Below are 14,530 nucleotides of genomic sequence, written 5' to 3'. Positions count from 1 at the left end.
AAGAAACTAAATTGGCCTTAATTTATACGGTCCAGAAAATACGATGGCAAGTAAGGCCTTACCCAGCAGCTATTTTTGTTTTACGTTCGATGATTAATCAAGGCACAAGGCTTTACGCTAGCAGACTAAATATGTCATTGTTTTGTCGTCACTCACCACTATGGATTTCAAACTTTTGGTCCGCTTTCAAGATGTTCATTTGCGTTATGGGTCTGGCCCGGATGTCCTTCATCAGGTCAACCTGACGCTTGCCCCAGGGTCCTTTCATTTTATGGTTGGTCCCAGTGGCGCAGGCAAATCATCCCTTTTGCGACTTATGTATCTGGCCCATCGCCCATCTTCGGGGCGGCTGAGTATTTTTGGACGGGATGTGTCCCAGCAAGATCGTAAAGAGTTAACGATGCTTAGACGACGCATTGGCATTATCTTTCAGGACTTTCGCTTACTTGATCATCTGACCGCTTTGGAGAACGTCGCCCTTCCTCTTACGATTACCGGGCAATCCCTTGATAAGGTCCGACGGAATGTAAGTGAGCTACTGTCTTGGGTTGGTCTGGCTGATTACCTCGACGCAAAACCGCCAACACTTTCTGGTGGGCAACAACAACGCGTTGCGATTGCCCGTGCCGTCATTGCTCGCCCAAGTTTATTGTTAGCTGATGAGCCTACAGGGAACCTAGACGATAAAATTGCAGAACGTTTACTTTTTCTGTTTGAAGAGCTTAATAAACGTGGCACGACCATCGTTGTCGCCTCCCACAACGAAGGCCTCGTGAACCGTTTCAACCATCCCGTTTTTAAAATCGTCAATGGCGAAGTCAGACTGATCCGCAACGAACAAAACGCGACCGCGTCAATAACAACGGATGGTGCGTGATGTTTGGCAACAGAAACGATGTGCCTCTCGACAGAGATGCATCCAGCAGGTTTTTACCATGGCTAATTGCGATGATGGTTTATCTCGCAACGATGTCACTTGTCATTGCCCTTACAATGAACAAGCTGGCCAATAGGTGGGATCAAGGTCTTTCAAGTAGCTTAACGATACAAATCCCTTCAGAATCATCAGAATCAAAGCGATCTGCCATCGAAAAACAGCTTAAGCTTTTCATATCAAAGATTGAAAAGCTGGATAATATCTCCAAAGTTGAACAACTTAACGACACAGAACTAAACAAGCTTATGGAACCTTGGCTGGGCAAAGATATATTGCTTCATGACTTGCCCATTCCTTATCTAATCTCCGTCGAACTTGATAATTCCAGCGCCAAAACAATTGATGAAATCAAAGCTCTTCTTGCCCAAGATATCCCCCAAGCCAGCGTAGATGACCATCAACGCTGGCTTGGTAATTTATTGGGCCTGACCAAAATCATTCAAATTATTGCTTTGCTTGTTGTCGTTCTCGTAGGCGGTGCCGCAGCCTTAATGGTTATTCTTGTCACCCGAATGGGACTCGCAATTCATCGACAAGTCGTTGAGTTATTTCACCACATGGGCGCACACGATTCATATATTGCTTCTCGTTTTCAGTTTCATGCCTTGAAACTCAGCATTGTTGGCGGCCTGTCAGGGTTACTTCTTGCCGGGATCACAATCGCCAGCTTCAGCTCTTTATTGGGGCAGGCGAATAGTGCCGTTCTTCCGACACTTACCTTTAGCGCTGGCGAATGGGGATTACTCTTATTAATGCCATTATCTGCTTCTTTAATTGCGATGATGACCGCAAGGTTGACCGTTTTAAGAAGCTTGGCCCTGATGCCATAAGGAAGGGATGCCATGACCAACAGAGAAGAGTTGATCGTTGTTTCATAAACCAATGCGCAGAAGATTCCTTCTTTTAAAACTTGGGTCCTTCCTAACTGTCGCCGCGTTATTATCCTGGGTACTTGGTTTTTTTTGGTTTGCAACGAACCTGCCAGAAGAAGTCACAAACAACACAGAAGATGCCGATGTCATTGTCGTCCTGACCGGGGGGAGTGACCGTATAAACACCGGGCTAGATCTGTTAGAACAGGGCATAGCAAAAAAACTTTTTATTTCAGGCGTATACAAGGGCGTTGAGGTACAAGAGCTTTTAAGATTATCACAGCGATCACCTAAAAATCTGGAATGTTGCGTCAAGCTGGGGTATCAGGCCGACGACACACGAGGGAATGCACTTGAAAGTCAAAACTGGATAGAAGAAGAAGGCTACAGTTCATTACGGCTTGTCACAGCGGCCTACCATATGCCAAGAAGTCTTCTGGAATTCAGAAATGCGATGCCAGAGATACAAATTCTGCCTCACCCTGTCTTTCCACAACATGTGAAACAGAAAGACTGGTGGCTCTGGCCGGGTAGTATGACTTTGATTTTATCAGAATATGTTAAGTTTCTGATGGCTCATATCAGGATCTGGTTCGAAGATATACAGGCGATATTGATTGGATAAAAACCCGATGATTTTTTTAAGATCCCTGACGTTCAATATTTGCTATTTAATTTGGTGTGCAATTTTTTTCACCCCATGCCTTATACTCATGGTATTCCCTCAGCGCTTTATGCTACACGCCGGGCACTATTGGGCACGGGTAATTTTTTGGCTCCTCAAAGTCATATGCGGCACGACCTATGAAATTCGTGGGCAAGAAAATATCCCCAAAGAGGGGGGGTTCCTATTGGTCAGTAAACATCAATCTGCTTGGGAAACTATCGCTTTGATGGCTTTTTCAAACAATCCTTGTTTCATCCTAAAAAAAGAACTTTTGATGATACCCTTTTTCGGGTGGTATCTTTGGAAAAGTGGTGTAGTTGCCATTAACCGCAAAGCAGGGATGAAAGCTCTTCGGCAAATGATCAAAGAGGCAAAAGAACCGTTAGACAACGGTCGCCCAGTCATCATTTTCCCAGAAGGGACAAGGGCAACCCCACATCAGAAACCAAACTATCAAACAGGAATTGTTGCGCTCTATAGCGGGTTAAATGTGCCCGTTTGCCCAGCGGCTGTTAATTCTGGTCTGTTCTGGGGCAAAGATGCTTTCGTTAAAAAACCCGGCAATATTATACTTGAATATCTACCCGTTATCCCTGCGGGCCTCGACAGAAAAGTGTTTATGAAAACAATGCAAGACACCATAGAAAAAGCCAGTAATCGTCTTATGAATGAAGCTGAGCAGAAAAAAGAGGCATAAATGTCTAAGCCTCGTAAATGTCCAAAGTGTTCAACAGAAATCGGCATCGACGAAGATATCTGTTATGCCTGTGGCGAGAATGTCCCCTTCAATCATCCTTGGTACATAATGCCGCTAGGGGGAATTATCGTTCTCGGCTTATTTTGGCTTTTGACCGACTTTGACGCCTTGATCCAATATGTGGCTCAAAGCATACCAGACAAATAAAGTCTTACAAATCTAGCCTGCCAAATCACCCCCGGGCATTCCAAGACATATTTCTCTGGAATAGTGACATTGATTTCCGCTTTTACTAACCCGCCTTCCTTGAGGAAAAACGAACCCAAGTTCAGGGAAGATGCTTTTGAGCCTCAACTACGTTATCAAGAAGTTCTTCCAGCCCAGGATCATCAATATTCAGTGCCTTGAGGTGTGACACAGTGTTGTCGAGATATTCAAAGCATTGACCGCTACTACCCACGCCTTGAAGAATATGTGAAATCAGTTCCTGATTATTTAAGCGACCTGCATATTGATTGTGCTTCGTATCCGCCACAAAAGTTGCAGCTATAACTTTCTCACCTGACTTCAGCGAGATATCGTACCAACCCGGGTGGTATACGCCAGAAATCATTTCTCGCTCAAAAAGATAATCCATCACCACAGCGCGTTCTGCCGCAGGAACTTTATAAGCCATTCCAACACAGGAACCACCTTGGTCCAACCCAAGAACAAGCCCCGGGCATTCAGGCGTTCCACGGTAAAAGAAAGAATAGATACAAAAATGTCGATGAAAGCCATCCAACACCGCTGGTTGGACCTCAACATGCGGGAAACCAGGGTTCCACATTAAAGAACCATAGCCAAACACCCAAAAATCCTGGCCCTCTTTGAGCGGTAATTTCGAATCATAGAAGGCCCTTAATTCAGGGGTCGACATTGCTCTGGTTCTCCGAATCGTCTATGGCTAAAGAAAGATGAGTGTAACGATTGCTTTGCCAAACGAAAAGCAACGCCCTCAATTAAAATGATTTAGTTCTATAGAAACCAAGGGGCGATATAAAATGTCTGTAGATGCGGACAAAAACGTCAATCAATCGTCTGGCATAGCAAAGAAGTTGGTCATATCCGGCCTGACACTATGCATACTCTTCATCTCATTCTCTATTGCTTTTTGGTTTTGGGCCGCAAGCCAAATGGAAACAAGCCTGAACAGATGGAGCGAAAAACAACGATCCCGAGGGTTTGAAATTTCTCATGGCCCACTATTCATAAGTGGGTTCCCCTTTTTAGTTCGGGTAGACCTCAAAGAACCTCGCATTAAATCCCCCGAGGGATGGTACTGGCAGACGCCTCACCTAAGCGCTGAAGCAACACCTTGGTCGCCACTCAGCATGGTCGTAGATCTGAGTACAGAACATTTTATTGGCGGTCTTCCCAATAACCATCCCCCGATAACAATCGAAAGCGAGTTGGCAAAATCCACCGCACAGCTAACCCTTGAAGGTGAGTTACTCAATGCTCGGCTTCAGGCCGACAAACTCGTCGTAACCCGTGAGAACCATCATCCCCTTACAATAACAACACTGGATACAACTCTTGGCCCTCTGAAATCAGCGTCGGCCCAAAACCCGCTTCAAGAGTTCAATATCCTCATTAAAGCGCAGGATATAAATCACCCTGAATTGGATAAAACGCCTCTAAAGGGTCCGATATCTCAGTTAAATCTGGACGGGACGTTGTATGGTACAGTCCCAAAAGCCAAGCTTAAGAAAGCCCTTCATATCTGGCGGGATACAGGTGGTTTTCTATCCCTGCACGATATGAGCTTACGCTGGGGCCCACTACTACTGGATGCCAGGGGCAAAATAGCCGTGGACAATTTGCTCAGGCCTTCGGGGAACCTAGACAGCAGAATTGAAGGAGCTGGAGCCGTTGTTAAAAAGCTAGAAAAGACCGGCCTTATAAACAAAGGGCAAAGCTTTGGCATAAAGTTATCCTTGGCTGCCTTGGGAAAAACAAACGAGCGCGGACGCCATGAAATAGAAGTCCCACTTATTATGAAAGACGGATGGCTCTCTATTGGCCAGGTTACGCTACTTAAGCTACCGCCCATCGCAAAGTAACAGTATCAATAAAAAAAGCTCACTTCCGAAGAAGTGAGCTTTTTTACAATTAATCCTGAGTGCTATCTGGTTCTCGAGCATCAAACGTACCCGCCTGATGCGCATCCACAATACCGCGGCGAATATCCCGGGTTTTCCGGAAGCGATCTTCCAGAACATCGCCTTCGCCCCACCTTACCGCTCTTTGAAGCACGGACAAGTCTTCGGAAAATCTTTGCAGCATTTCCAAAACGGCTTCGCGATTGTTCAAGAACACATCACGCCACATAATGGGATCAGAGGCTGCAATTCGTGTAAAATCACGAAAACCACCCGCTGAGAACTTCACAACATCGGCCTGTTGGGTTTCCTCTAGGTCTGTTGCCGTCCCCACGATTGTATATGCGATCAAATGAGGCAAATGAGATGTAATCGCCAAAACTTTATCATGATGGTGAGCCGTCATGATTTCAACCATACTGCCCAAGGAAGCCCAGTAATCCGTGATAAGATCAAGCGTTTTGCTGTTGGTACCGGGAACAGGTGTTAAAATACACCAACGCCCTTCAAACAATTCTGCAAAGCCTGCCTCTGGACCTGAATGTTCTGTACCTGCAATCGGGTGCCCCGGAACAAAATGTACGCCATCAGGCAAATGCGGCCCCACATCCCGAATAACCGATTCTTTGACAGATCCGACATCTGTGACAATAGCGCCTTCCTTCAAAGACGGTGCCATTGCACAGGCCAAGTCATCATAAGTACTAACCGGCGTGCAAAGGATCACCAGATCAGCATCAACCACAGCTTCGGCAGGCGTTTCATAGATCGCGTCAACCAAACCTAATCTCATGGCTGTATCGCGGGTGCCCTGGCTGCGAGCACAGGCAACAATTTCTTTTGCCAAACCATTTTTACGCGTTGCAAGAGCCAGAGACGAGCCGATCAGCCCAATTCCAACCAAAGCGATTTTATTAAAAAGTGGGTCTTTTTTTTCAGTCATTGATAAATGCGGTGAGACTATCGACCACCACCCTCATCTCATCTTCGGTTCCGATTGAAATACGAATATGTTCTGCCAATCCATAGGCAGACATACCACGCACCAGAACACCTTTGTTTTTCAGGAATGTCAGAGCTGCTGCTGCGCGTTCACCGGAACCAAAGTTCACCAGAACAAAGTTACCGACAGAATCATGCGTTTCCAAACCAAGTTCAGACACCTGTTGGCGGAACCAGTTAAGCAGACGACTATTAAGTTCTTTTGACCGGGTAATGTGTTCTTTATCTTTGATTGCAGCAACACCCGCCGCCTGCGCAGCCAAGCTGACATTAAACGGACCGCGAACACGGTTGAGAACGTCAGCGACTTCTGCTGAACAATAGGCCCATCCCAAGCGAAGCGACGCAAGACCGTGTATCTTTGAAAATGTCCGTGTCATAACCACATTGTCATTTTCTTCGACCAAGGTCGCACCACTGATATAATTCCCGTTATCGACATATTCACAATAGGCCGCATCAATAACCAGCAGCACATCGTCCCGTAACTCAGTGCGCAATTTTCGCAATTCAGTTTCAGTGACATAGCTTCCGGTTGGATTATTCGGGTTCGCCAAGAACATGATACGCGTTTTATCGCTCACGGCTGCCAACATCGCATCGACGTCAATACGCAGATCTTTTTCTCGGGCTTTAACAGGTACACCGCCGGCAATCTTGGTACCAATCGGGTACATCAAAAAGCCGTGCTCGTTATAAACAACTTCATCTTCAACGCCAACGTATGCGTTAATCAGAAGGCCTAACAGTTCATCAGAACCAGCCCCACACACAATTCTGTCTGCATCCAGATTTTCTGCTTCGGCGATACCTGTTCTCAGTAAATAAGAGCCACCGTCCGGATATCGATGAAGGTCCTCTGCGATTGCGAGATAAGCCTTTTTAGCCGCGTCAGAAGCACCTAATGGGTTTTCATTCGAAGCCAAGCGGCAAATCCGATCGACACCTTCAACTTTAGATTCTCCGCCAACATAAGGGGATACATCCATAATTCCGGGTTGCGGTTTTAAAGCCATTGTAAAAACTCTCTTATTTTACTGAATAGTTATCGGCAATGTCCTGATGAAATTATGCGTCCGTCAATGGAACCGCATAACCACCGATTGTCCAGGCATGTGTAATCCTTTGATCTGACAATTCGGCTAGTTTGGCCAAGCGCTCATCACCTAGTGCCACATAATCATCCACTTCGATCAACTGTAACCATACAGACGGATCAGGCGTGTGGATTTGAATATTAACGGGTTTCAAGTCAGATTTTTCCAACAAATTCGTCAGAGTTGTACGAGACAAAGGCTCAGCAGATTCGACCACAATATAACTGCGATCATGGCCTGTTTTTTCCTGAGCACCCAATCCAACGATAACCCCTTCGGGGCCATCAGTGTTGGACATCTGATAAAAAGGTAAGCGCGCGATAATTCTGGCGTTTGTTGCGCCTTCTCCCTGTGCAAGAGAAAGCCACCAAGGATTACCTTCTCCTGCTTGTGGTAGAGGAAGAACAGCCGCAGTTGCTGCGCCGTCCGTGACTTCACGCAAAACACTCATCACTGTCTGACGGCTAGAGATCGGCGTCTCCATGCCAAAATGTTCCCGAGACAGATCGTAGTAGGTATTGTCGCCTTCAGGGACACATACAGATACGGAAAACCTGTTTTCCAGCTGTAGTGTACTTGCAAAGATCTCTCTCCACAGACGAACAATCGCTGATTTAGGCAAGATACCGTCATGCCGCTTAATAAGGCAGCGCAACACTTCTGCTTCTCTACCAGCATCAAGACTTGTCGAAGATTGCCCTTTTTCTTTCACGATCGATTGGACAACACCCGCCCTTTTCATCAAAAGGTCATGGATTTGATTGTCGATTTCATCAATCTGGCTTCGCAAAGAAGAAAATTTATCTTTTTCAGACATAATTTTTAAAGGCCTGTGATTCGCTATTCCAGAGAAGAGATAGACATAGAGGGGGCGAAAAGTAAAAGGAAAGATTCATGCATAGAGTAAGACAGACGCCTTAATTAACTTCAAATACCTGACAGCTGACAAGTTGCCTCAGCACATCAGGTTTTGCGAATAAATGACCGTATCTAGCTGAACGATTCCGGATAAGGACAAACCAGCAATAAATTCTTCTCTCACATAAGTTAACTTACCTCATACACACTCTAATAACTGCCGTCTCAAAACAACCCAAGGGATAAACTTTAAACTTAATTCGGATTAAGATTATAATCAGGAATGCTTTGATGGCTTCGAAATATGATAGATTTTTGATGTATTTTGATAGGCTTGTGGGGCGCCCACCAGGCTTGAACGGCGTATATTCTGAACCTTTTTAGGGGTTCCAGGGGCATATAACTGCTTACCAGCCTCAACAGTTAAAACACCTGCAAACGTCGGGAAAAATCTTTTCCCCATTCGTTCCCACGCAGGTGCCGATTGCAAAAAGGTCAACCGTTGGCTGGGTGGGACGTAAAGAGATCTGTTGGTCGTTATCGGCACAAACAATGCATCATTCAAAAGCTGCGAGATCTGTGACCGACTAAAAGGGCGCCCCCAGCCAAAAGGGGTTTTATCTACCCGTGCCCAGATACCCCGTCGGTTCGGGGCAACAATAAGCAATCGACCGTCACTGGTCAGGACGCGCCATATTTCTCGCAACATATCTCGTAGATATTCACTGCTTTCCAGACCATGAACCAACAGGACTCTATCAATAGAATAATCTGGTAGAGGCAGCTTTGTTTCATCGACTAGAGATGTTTTCCCCGGCCCCCCGCGGGGCCAGTGGCAAACACCTTGCGATGCAGGCATAAATGCCAGGACACGATCGGCTTCATCTTCGAACTGTGTAAGGTACGGCGTGGTATATCCAAGCCCTAAAACAGATTTACCTTTTAAGTTTCTCCAGTGTTCGCGAATACTCCCACGAATGACGTGCGCGGCAGTTTCCCCCAAACGGGTGCCGTAAAATCCCTGAAGATCAACAACGTCAGTCCACATTCTTTTATCTGCTTCTCACTAGAAATTTGTGTCGCCATAAACCAGTAGCGAAAATCATAATCAAAAAAAAAATCGATCGTCGATCTTTAAAACATAGGTTGCTAAGATCACCTTAACAAATGAAAAGCCAAAAAGGCTGTTACATTTTATATCTTTAAGCTCCTCCAATTGGAAATGAATATGCTTGATGTCAGACAAATCCCTATACTGAGCGATAACTACAGCTACCTAATTAAAGATACAGACACAGGCGCCGTTGCTGTCATAGACCCTGGTGTTTCAGACGTAATTCTTGAAAAAGCAGGTGAACTTGGTTGGACGATCACAGATGTAATCCTGACCCATCATCATGATGACCACATTGGCGGTCTGGCAGATATCAAACACAAAACCAACGCAAAGGTCACCGGCCCACAAAGGGATCAACACCGTATTGATGGCATGGATCTTATGGTTGATGGTGGGGACAGCATTCAGTTTGGATCAAAAACAGCAAAAGTATTTTATGTTCCAGGTCATACTTTGGGTCACATTGCCTATTGGTTTGAAGATGATAACATCCTCTTTCCCGGCGACAGCCTGTTTTCATTGGGGTGCGGTCGCCTGTTCGAAGGCACACCAGAAATGATGTGGCAGTCTCTTCAGCAATACCTCACCCTTCCAGAAAAAACACTTATCTATTCCGCACATGAATATACTCTCTCAAATGCAGAGTTTTCGCTAACAATAGACCCGGATAACCCGGATCTCGAAAACAGGGTTAAAAAGATAAAGAGTTTGCGAAAAGATAACCAACCAACAGTACCAAGCTTGTTAAGTGAAGAGTTAAAAACCAACCCTTTCCTTAGACCCGACGATATCGGCATTCGGGAAAAATTGAACATGCTTTCCGCGACAGATGCAGATGTGTTCAGGGAAATCCGTAACCGCAAAGACAATTTTTAACACCCTCCATACGAAGCCAATCAGGCATTTAATCGTACCCTAATATCGGAGCCATCAATGTATTTATGTTTTTCGCCCACCTCCCCCTACGTCCGTAAAGTGCTTATGCTCGCCGTGGAAAAAGGATTGGAGAGTGAAATCAATCTCGTCCCCATGGGAACCTTCACTAAAGAATCAGAAATTTGGCAAAAAAATCCCTTGGGGAAGGTTCCCGCGCTTGAAACACGTGAAGGAACAATCCTATGCGATTCACCCCTGATCTGTGAATATCTGGAAAGCCTGAACCAATCTCCTGCACTTATTCCAGCATCGGGCGATGCTCGCTGGAAAGCCCTGAATTTCCATGCTCTAGCAGATGGCATTATGGATGCCAGCCTATTGAGAACAATGGAGCGACGTCAACGCCCAAGCGAACATCAACTTGATTCTGTGCACGAAGCCCAAAAATTCAAAATCGACACCACATTGGATGTATTTGAGCAAGCCGTTATAGACAAAACTCTTGGCGAAAATTTTGGCCTCGCAGAAATAAGTCTCGCCTGTGCACTGGCTTATCTTGATTTCAGATATGCAGATGAAGACTGGCGTGCAAGCCACCCAAATCTCTCTGGCTGGTTCAAGCAAGCTTCAGAGCGCTCCTCCTTTGTAAAAACATCCCCGCCGACAGGCTCATAAAAATATGAAGAGCTACTCTGCACAAGAAATAATCAAACATCTTGATCTTCAACCTCACCCAGAAGGGGGGTGGTACAAAGAAACCTATCGCCACCAGCCTTCTGATGGCGGCAGAGGGGACCAAACTGCAATTTTCTTTTTACTGGAAAAGGGCCAAAGCTCTCATTGGCACAAAGTAGATGCTGTCGAAATGTGGCATTGGTACGCGGGTAGCGCCCTTACTTTGAAGTCTCATGACGAGAAAACTGAAACGACCGTTACTTTAGGGCCCGATGTTATTGCAGGACAAACACCACAACACATCATTCCTAAAGACCACTGGCAAGCAGCCTGTGCGGATCAGGGATGGGTACTTGTCGGCTGTACCGTCGCACCGGCTTTTGATTTTGATGGGTTTGAGCTAGCTCCGCCCGATTGGACGCCAGGGGAATCATGCTAACCCAGACAATCAAAAGAAAAGTTATTACGCAACAGCATAATCCTTTAACATCACTGAAAGCTGGCGCATATCGTCAAAAACAGCATAGGCGCCAGCTTCTATCAGCTTTTGCCCTTGACCTTCTTTGTCCACAATATGTTCTGCTCCGACAAAACCAAGAACAGCTATTTCCGCATTCTTGGCCCCCGTAACACCAGTAACCGTATCTTCGATAATCAAAGCCTGTTCTGGCTTAACCTTCATCATTTCACAAGCCATCAGATGTAAATCAGGTGCAGGCTTTGGGTGTTTGACCATAGAAGAGCTGAATCGCCTTTCTTTGACGAAAAAATTTCCCAATCCGGTTTCATCGAGCGCACTATTCAGCCGATCAGTTCTACTGTTAGAGGCGACGCAAAAGGGGTATTCAAGTGTTGAAAGTGTTTCTTTGATAAAGGGAAGTGTTACAAGTTCATCTGCCATCTGATCAATCGTTGCGCGTTCAACAATCTGCGCAAAGTCTTCCGGTAATTTCGCGTCAGAGATTTTATTGAAATGATCCCTTATGGCGTCATCGGTATATCCTGCGAATTGATTGGCAACATCTTGTGGGCCTAACATAATGTTATAATTGGCAAGTGTCTGCGATACAATTCGAGCCGCCAGCGCTTCACTATCAACCAAGACACCATCACAATCGAAAATAATAAGTTCAGGAAAAATCGTCATAGATCTCTTATCACTTCTAATAAAGTTCTAATATTCCAGAGAATTACCTGTGGCTTATGGCACAATCAAGACAGATAAAAGAAAACCCTGTTATCTCAGTAGAGGGCTGAGGTAACAGGGTTTCAATCATGAACCAAGCATTCTTGGTTTTCTTAAGAAATCGCGTCTCAATTACGCTTAGTCCATATACTGGCCGCCATTCACACTCAAGGTAGAACCCGTCACAAAGCCAGACTTTTCGGATGCCAGAAAGACAACACAATCCGCCACTTCTTCTGGCTCTCCCAACCGTCCAACAGGTATCTGTGAGATAATTTTGCTATTGAGAATTTCCTCGGGAACAGCCCGCACCATTTCTGTACCGATATACCCCGGCGCGACAACATTTGCTGTGATGCCCTTACTTGCATTTTCCTGTGCCACTGACTTGGTAAACCCAATCACACCCGCTTTCGCCGCAGCGTAGTTTGCTTGGCCAAACTGTCCCTTTTGGCCATTGATCGATGAAATACTAATAACGCGCCCATAATTGCGCTCTCGCATGCCATCAATCACACCGCGCGTCATATTAAACAGAGAGTTGAGATTAGTGTCTATCACGGCCTGCCACTTGGACTGATCCATTTTATGCAACGTTGTGTCCCTTGTAATACCCGCATTGTTCACAAGAACGTCTATTGCACCCAACTCTTTTACTACGTGGGCAATGCCTTCTTGGCAGGCATCGAAATCGCCAACATCCCATTTAAAAACTGCGATTTTATTTTCATCCCGGAACTTTTGCGCAGCTTCGTCATTTCCAGCATAACTGGCTGCAACACTGTACCCAGCCTTTTTCAAGGCAATTGAAATGGCCGCACCAATTCCTCTGGTACCTCCGGTTACAAGAGCAACACGAGACATTTTTTATTTCCCTTCGTTATTTGCTGTCTCAGGGCAGAACCCTAAATTTCTGTAATTTAACCTAGGATTTTTGGACAAAATCGCGAGGCATCTACAAAAAAAGGCCGCCCAGAACAAAGGCAGCCTTTCCACAAAGAGTTGCTGTCGATGATATTTTTATTTTTTGTTTCATCAACAGTCTCCCTGATTTTCTTAATCGCGCTCAACACAGAGAGCAATTCCCTGTCCGCCGCCGATACAAAGGGTCGCTAATCCTTTTTTAACATCACGTCGCTGCATTTCATGAAGCAGCGTCACAAGGACACGCGCACCTGAAGCCCCAATTGGGTGTCCCAGAGCAATTGCACCACCGTTTACGTTCACAATATCCTCATTCCAGCCAAGTTCCCGGTTAACAGCGATGGCTTGCGCAGCAAATGCTTCGTTGGCTTCAACCAACTCGACATCGTCAATCGTCCACCCGGCTTTTTCTAATGCCTTACGGCTGGCCGGAATAGGACCAGTCCCCATAATGGCGGGGTCCACACCAGCCGTTGCCCAAGATACAATTTTCGCCAGCGGCTTAATGCCATCAGCTTGCGCCTTGCTTTCAGACATCATCACAACCGCGGCCGCACCATCATTAATGCCTGATGCATTTCCTGCCGTTACAGTGCCTTCACGATCAAATGCGGCTCTTAACTTGGCAAGCCCTTCAGCCGTTGTATCAGGCTTTGGATGTTCGTCTGTCGCGACAACAACTTCACTGCGTCGGGTTTTAACTGTGACAGGAACAATCTCATCCTTGAAGTATCCAGCTTCCTGCGCAATCGCAGCTTTTTGCTGGGACCCGGCAGCAAAAGCATCTTGATCTTCACGGGATATATTAAATTTTGTTGCGATATTTTCTGCTGTTTTTCCCATGTGGTAATCATTCATTGCGCACCACAATCCGTCCTTGATCATCGTATCAACAAGTTTGACATCACCCATTTTGGTTCCCGTACGCATGTGCGAGACATGCGGAGCTAAGCTCATGTTCTCTTGACCGCCAGCAACGACGACATCGGCATCACCCAAGGCAATGGATTGATACCCTAACGCCACCGTCCGCAACCCTGATCCGCAAATCTGATTAATGATATAGGCAGTCTTTTCGTTTGGAATACCAGCGCCCAACGCGGCTTGACGAGCAGGATTCTGGCCATCCCCTGCCGTCAAAATTTGACCAAGGATAACTTCATCGACACTTTCAGGTGAAACACCTGCGCGTGCAAGCGCTTCGCGAATAGCAATCGTTCCAAGTTCCGCGGCAGGAACCGTTGAGAGACCCCCGCCAAACGCGCCAACCGGGGTTCTCGCCGCCCCAACAATAACAACACCAGACATTACAGATACCTTTCAGAAAAGCTGTATCTCAAAAAATAATTTCCATAAAACCAGAAGCTCGTATTCCCCTGAACAACCAGTTACCTTATCCTATTCATTGCCAGCGCAATGCTGCACTGCAAAATTATTACATAAACCATAACGAGGCTAGCCATCAAAAATCAAGACAT

General features: G+C 45.9%; 17 protein-coding genes. 9 read left to right on the top strand and 8 right to left on the bottom strand.

Going from position 1 to position 14,530, the window contains the following annotated elements; all coding sequences use genetic code 11:
• The first annotated feature begins 160 nt into the window (after positions 1 to 160).
• From ftsE to ACN0QW_RS00980, 5 genes are all read left to right on the top strand, one after another.
• Entirely contained in the window at positions 161 to 877 is a 717-nt protein-coding gene (gene ftsE, locus ACN0QW_RS01000; protein ID WP_299371147.1) for a cell division ATP-binding protein FtsE, read from the top strand.
• Positions 877 to 1,767: a cell division protein FtsX gene (locus tag ACN0QW_RS00995; RefSeq protein ID WP_417427982.1), complete on the top strand. Its 891-nt coding sequence runs from the start codon at positions 877 to 879 to the stop codon at positions 1,765 to 1,767. The genes ftsE and ACN0QW_RS00995 overlap by 1 nt, the downstream gene beginning before the upstream one ends.
• 37 nt (positions 1,768 to 1,804) lie before the next feature.
• Positions 1,805 to 2,434 carry a YdcF family protein gene (locus ACN0QW_RS00990; RefSeq protein ID WP_417427980.1) on the top strand — a complete coding sequence of 210 codons (630 nt, stop codon included), beginning with the start codon at positions 1,805 to 1,807 and terminating at the stop codon, positions 2,432 to 2,434.
• An 88-nt stretch (positions 2,435 to 2,522) separates the two neighbouring features.
• Positions 2,523 to 3,173, top strand: coding sequence for a lysophospholipid acyltransferase family protein (locus tag ACN0QW_RS00985; RefSeq protein ID WP_417427978.1), 651 nt, complete (start codon positions 2,523 to 2,525; stop codon positions 3,171 to 3,173).
• Positions 3,174 to 3,380, top strand: coding sequence for a hypothetical protein (locus tag ACN0QW_RS00980; protein WP_417427976.1), 207 nt, complete (start codon positions 3,174 to 3,176; stop codon positions 3,378 to 3,380).
• Between the two features lie 121 nt (positions 3,381 to 3,501).
• Here ACN0QW_RS00980 and ACN0QW_RS00975 read toward each other — a convergent pair whose 3' ends face one another.
• Positions 3,502 to 4,092, bottom strand: a complete 591-nt coding sequence (locus tag ACN0QW_RS00975) for a gamma-glutamylcyclotransferase (protein ID WP_417427974.1) — start codon at positions 4,090 to 4,092, stop codon at positions 3,502 to 3,504.
• Positions 4,093 to 4,216: 124 nt separating this feature from the next.
• Between ACN0QW_RS00975 and ACN0QW_RS00970 the strand changes: the two genes are divergently transcribed.
• Positions 4,217 to 5,278 (top strand): DUF2125 domain-containing protein, encoded by a 1,062-nt coding sequence (locus tag ACN0QW_RS00970; protein ID WP_417427972.1) that lies wholly within the window; start codon positions 4,217 to 4,219, stop codon positions 5,276 to 5,278.
• A gap of 49 nt (positions 5,279 to 5,327) precedes the next feature.
• Here ACN0QW_RS00970 and ACN0QW_RS00965 read toward each other — a convergent pair whose 3' ends face one another.
• The 4 genes from ACN0QW_RS00965 to ACN0QW_RS00950 form a co-directional block, all read right to left on the bottom strand.
• Positions 5,328 to 6,260, bottom strand: a complete 933-nt coding sequence (locus ACN0QW_RS00965; RefSeq protein ID WP_417427970.1) for a prephenate/arogenate dehydrogenase family protein — start codon at positions 6,258 to 6,260, stop codon at positions 5,328 to 5,330.
• A complete protein-coding gene (hisC, locus tag ACN0QW_RS00960) occupies positions 6,253 to 7,335 on the bottom strand; it encodes a histidinol-phosphate transaminase (protein WP_417427968.1) in 1,083 nt (360 codons plus the stop codon). Before hisC ends, ACN0QW_RS00965 begins: the two co-directional genes overlap by 8 nt.
• Positions 7,336 to 7,387: 52 nt before the next feature.
• Positions 7,388 to 8,233, bottom strand: a complete 846-nt coding sequence (locus ACN0QW_RS00955; protein ID WP_417427966.1) for a chorismate mutase — start codon at positions 8,231 to 8,233, stop codon at positions 7,388 to 7,390.
• A gap of 318 nt (positions 8,234 to 8,551) precedes the next feature.
• A complete protein-coding gene (locus tag ACN0QW_RS00950; RefSeq protein WP_417427964.1) occupies positions 8,552 to 9,322 on the bottom strand; it encodes a class I SAM-dependent methyltransferase in 771 nt (256 codons plus the stop codon).
• A gap of 180 nt (positions 9,323 to 9,502) precedes the next feature.
• Here ACN0QW_RS00950 and gloB point away from each other — a divergent pair, with 180 nt between their 5' ends.
• The 3 genes from gloB to ACN0QW_RS00935 are packed head-to-tail and all read left to right on the top strand — an operon-like array spanning position 9,503 to position 11,381.
• Positions 9,503 to 10,267 carry a hydroxyacylglutathione hydrolase gene (gloB, locus tag ACN0QW_RS00945; protein ID WP_417427962.1) on the top strand — a complete coding sequence of 255 codons (765 nt, stop codon included), beginning with the start codon at positions 9,503 to 9,505 and terminating at the stop codon, positions 10,265 to 10,267.
• 57 nt (positions 10,268 to 10,324) lie between these two features.
• Positions 10,325 to 10,942, top strand: a complete 618-nt coding sequence (locus tag ACN0QW_RS00940) for a glutathione S-transferase N-terminal domain-containing protein (RefSeq protein WP_417427960.1) — start codon at positions 10,325 to 10,327, stop codon at positions 10,940 to 10,942.
• A 4-nt stretch (positions 10,943 to 10,946) separates the two neighbouring features.
• The gene (locus ACN0QW_RS00935; RefSeq protein ID WP_417427958.1) at positions 10,947 to 11,381 is read left to right on the top strand and encodes a cupin domain-containing protein; all 435 of its coding nucleotides are present in this window, start codon (positions 10,947 to 10,949) and stop codon (positions 11,379 to 11,381) included.
• Between the two features lie 24 nt (positions 11,382 to 11,405).
• Here ACN0QW_RS00935 and ACN0QW_RS00930 read toward each other — a convergent pair whose 3' ends face one another.
• From ACN0QW_RS00930 to ACN0QW_RS00920, 3 genes are all read right to left on the bottom strand, one after another.
• Positions 11,406 to 12,089, bottom strand: coding sequence for an HAD family hydrolase (locus ACN0QW_RS00930; protein ID WP_417427956.1), 684 nt, complete (start codon positions 12,087 to 12,089; stop codon positions 11,406 to 11,408).
• Positions 12,090 to 12,266: 177 nt separating this feature from the next.
• Positions 12,267 to 12,992, bottom strand: coding sequence for an acetoacetyl-CoA reductase (phbB, locus tag ACN0QW_RS00925; RefSeq protein ID WP_417427954.1), 726 nt, complete (start codon positions 12,990 to 12,992; stop codon positions 12,267 to 12,269).
• 192 nt (positions 12,993 to 13,184) lie between these two features.
• Positions 13,185 to 14,360 (bottom strand): acetyl-CoA C-acetyltransferase, encoded by a 1,176-nt coding sequence (locus ACN0QW_RS00920; protein WP_417427952.1) that lies wholly within the window; start codon positions 14,358 to 14,360, stop codon positions 13,185 to 13,187.
• Between the last annotated feature and the right edge of the window lie 170 nt (positions 14,361 to 14,530).

This window comes from Kiloniella sp. (genome assembly GCF_048259265.1).
Taxonomy (GTDB): Bacteria; Pseudomonadota; Alphaproteobacteria; order Kiloniellales; family Kiloniellaceae; genus Kiloniella.
Note: the sequence above shows the minus strand (reverse complement) of the source record. Positions and strands in the feature narration are given on the sequence as shown.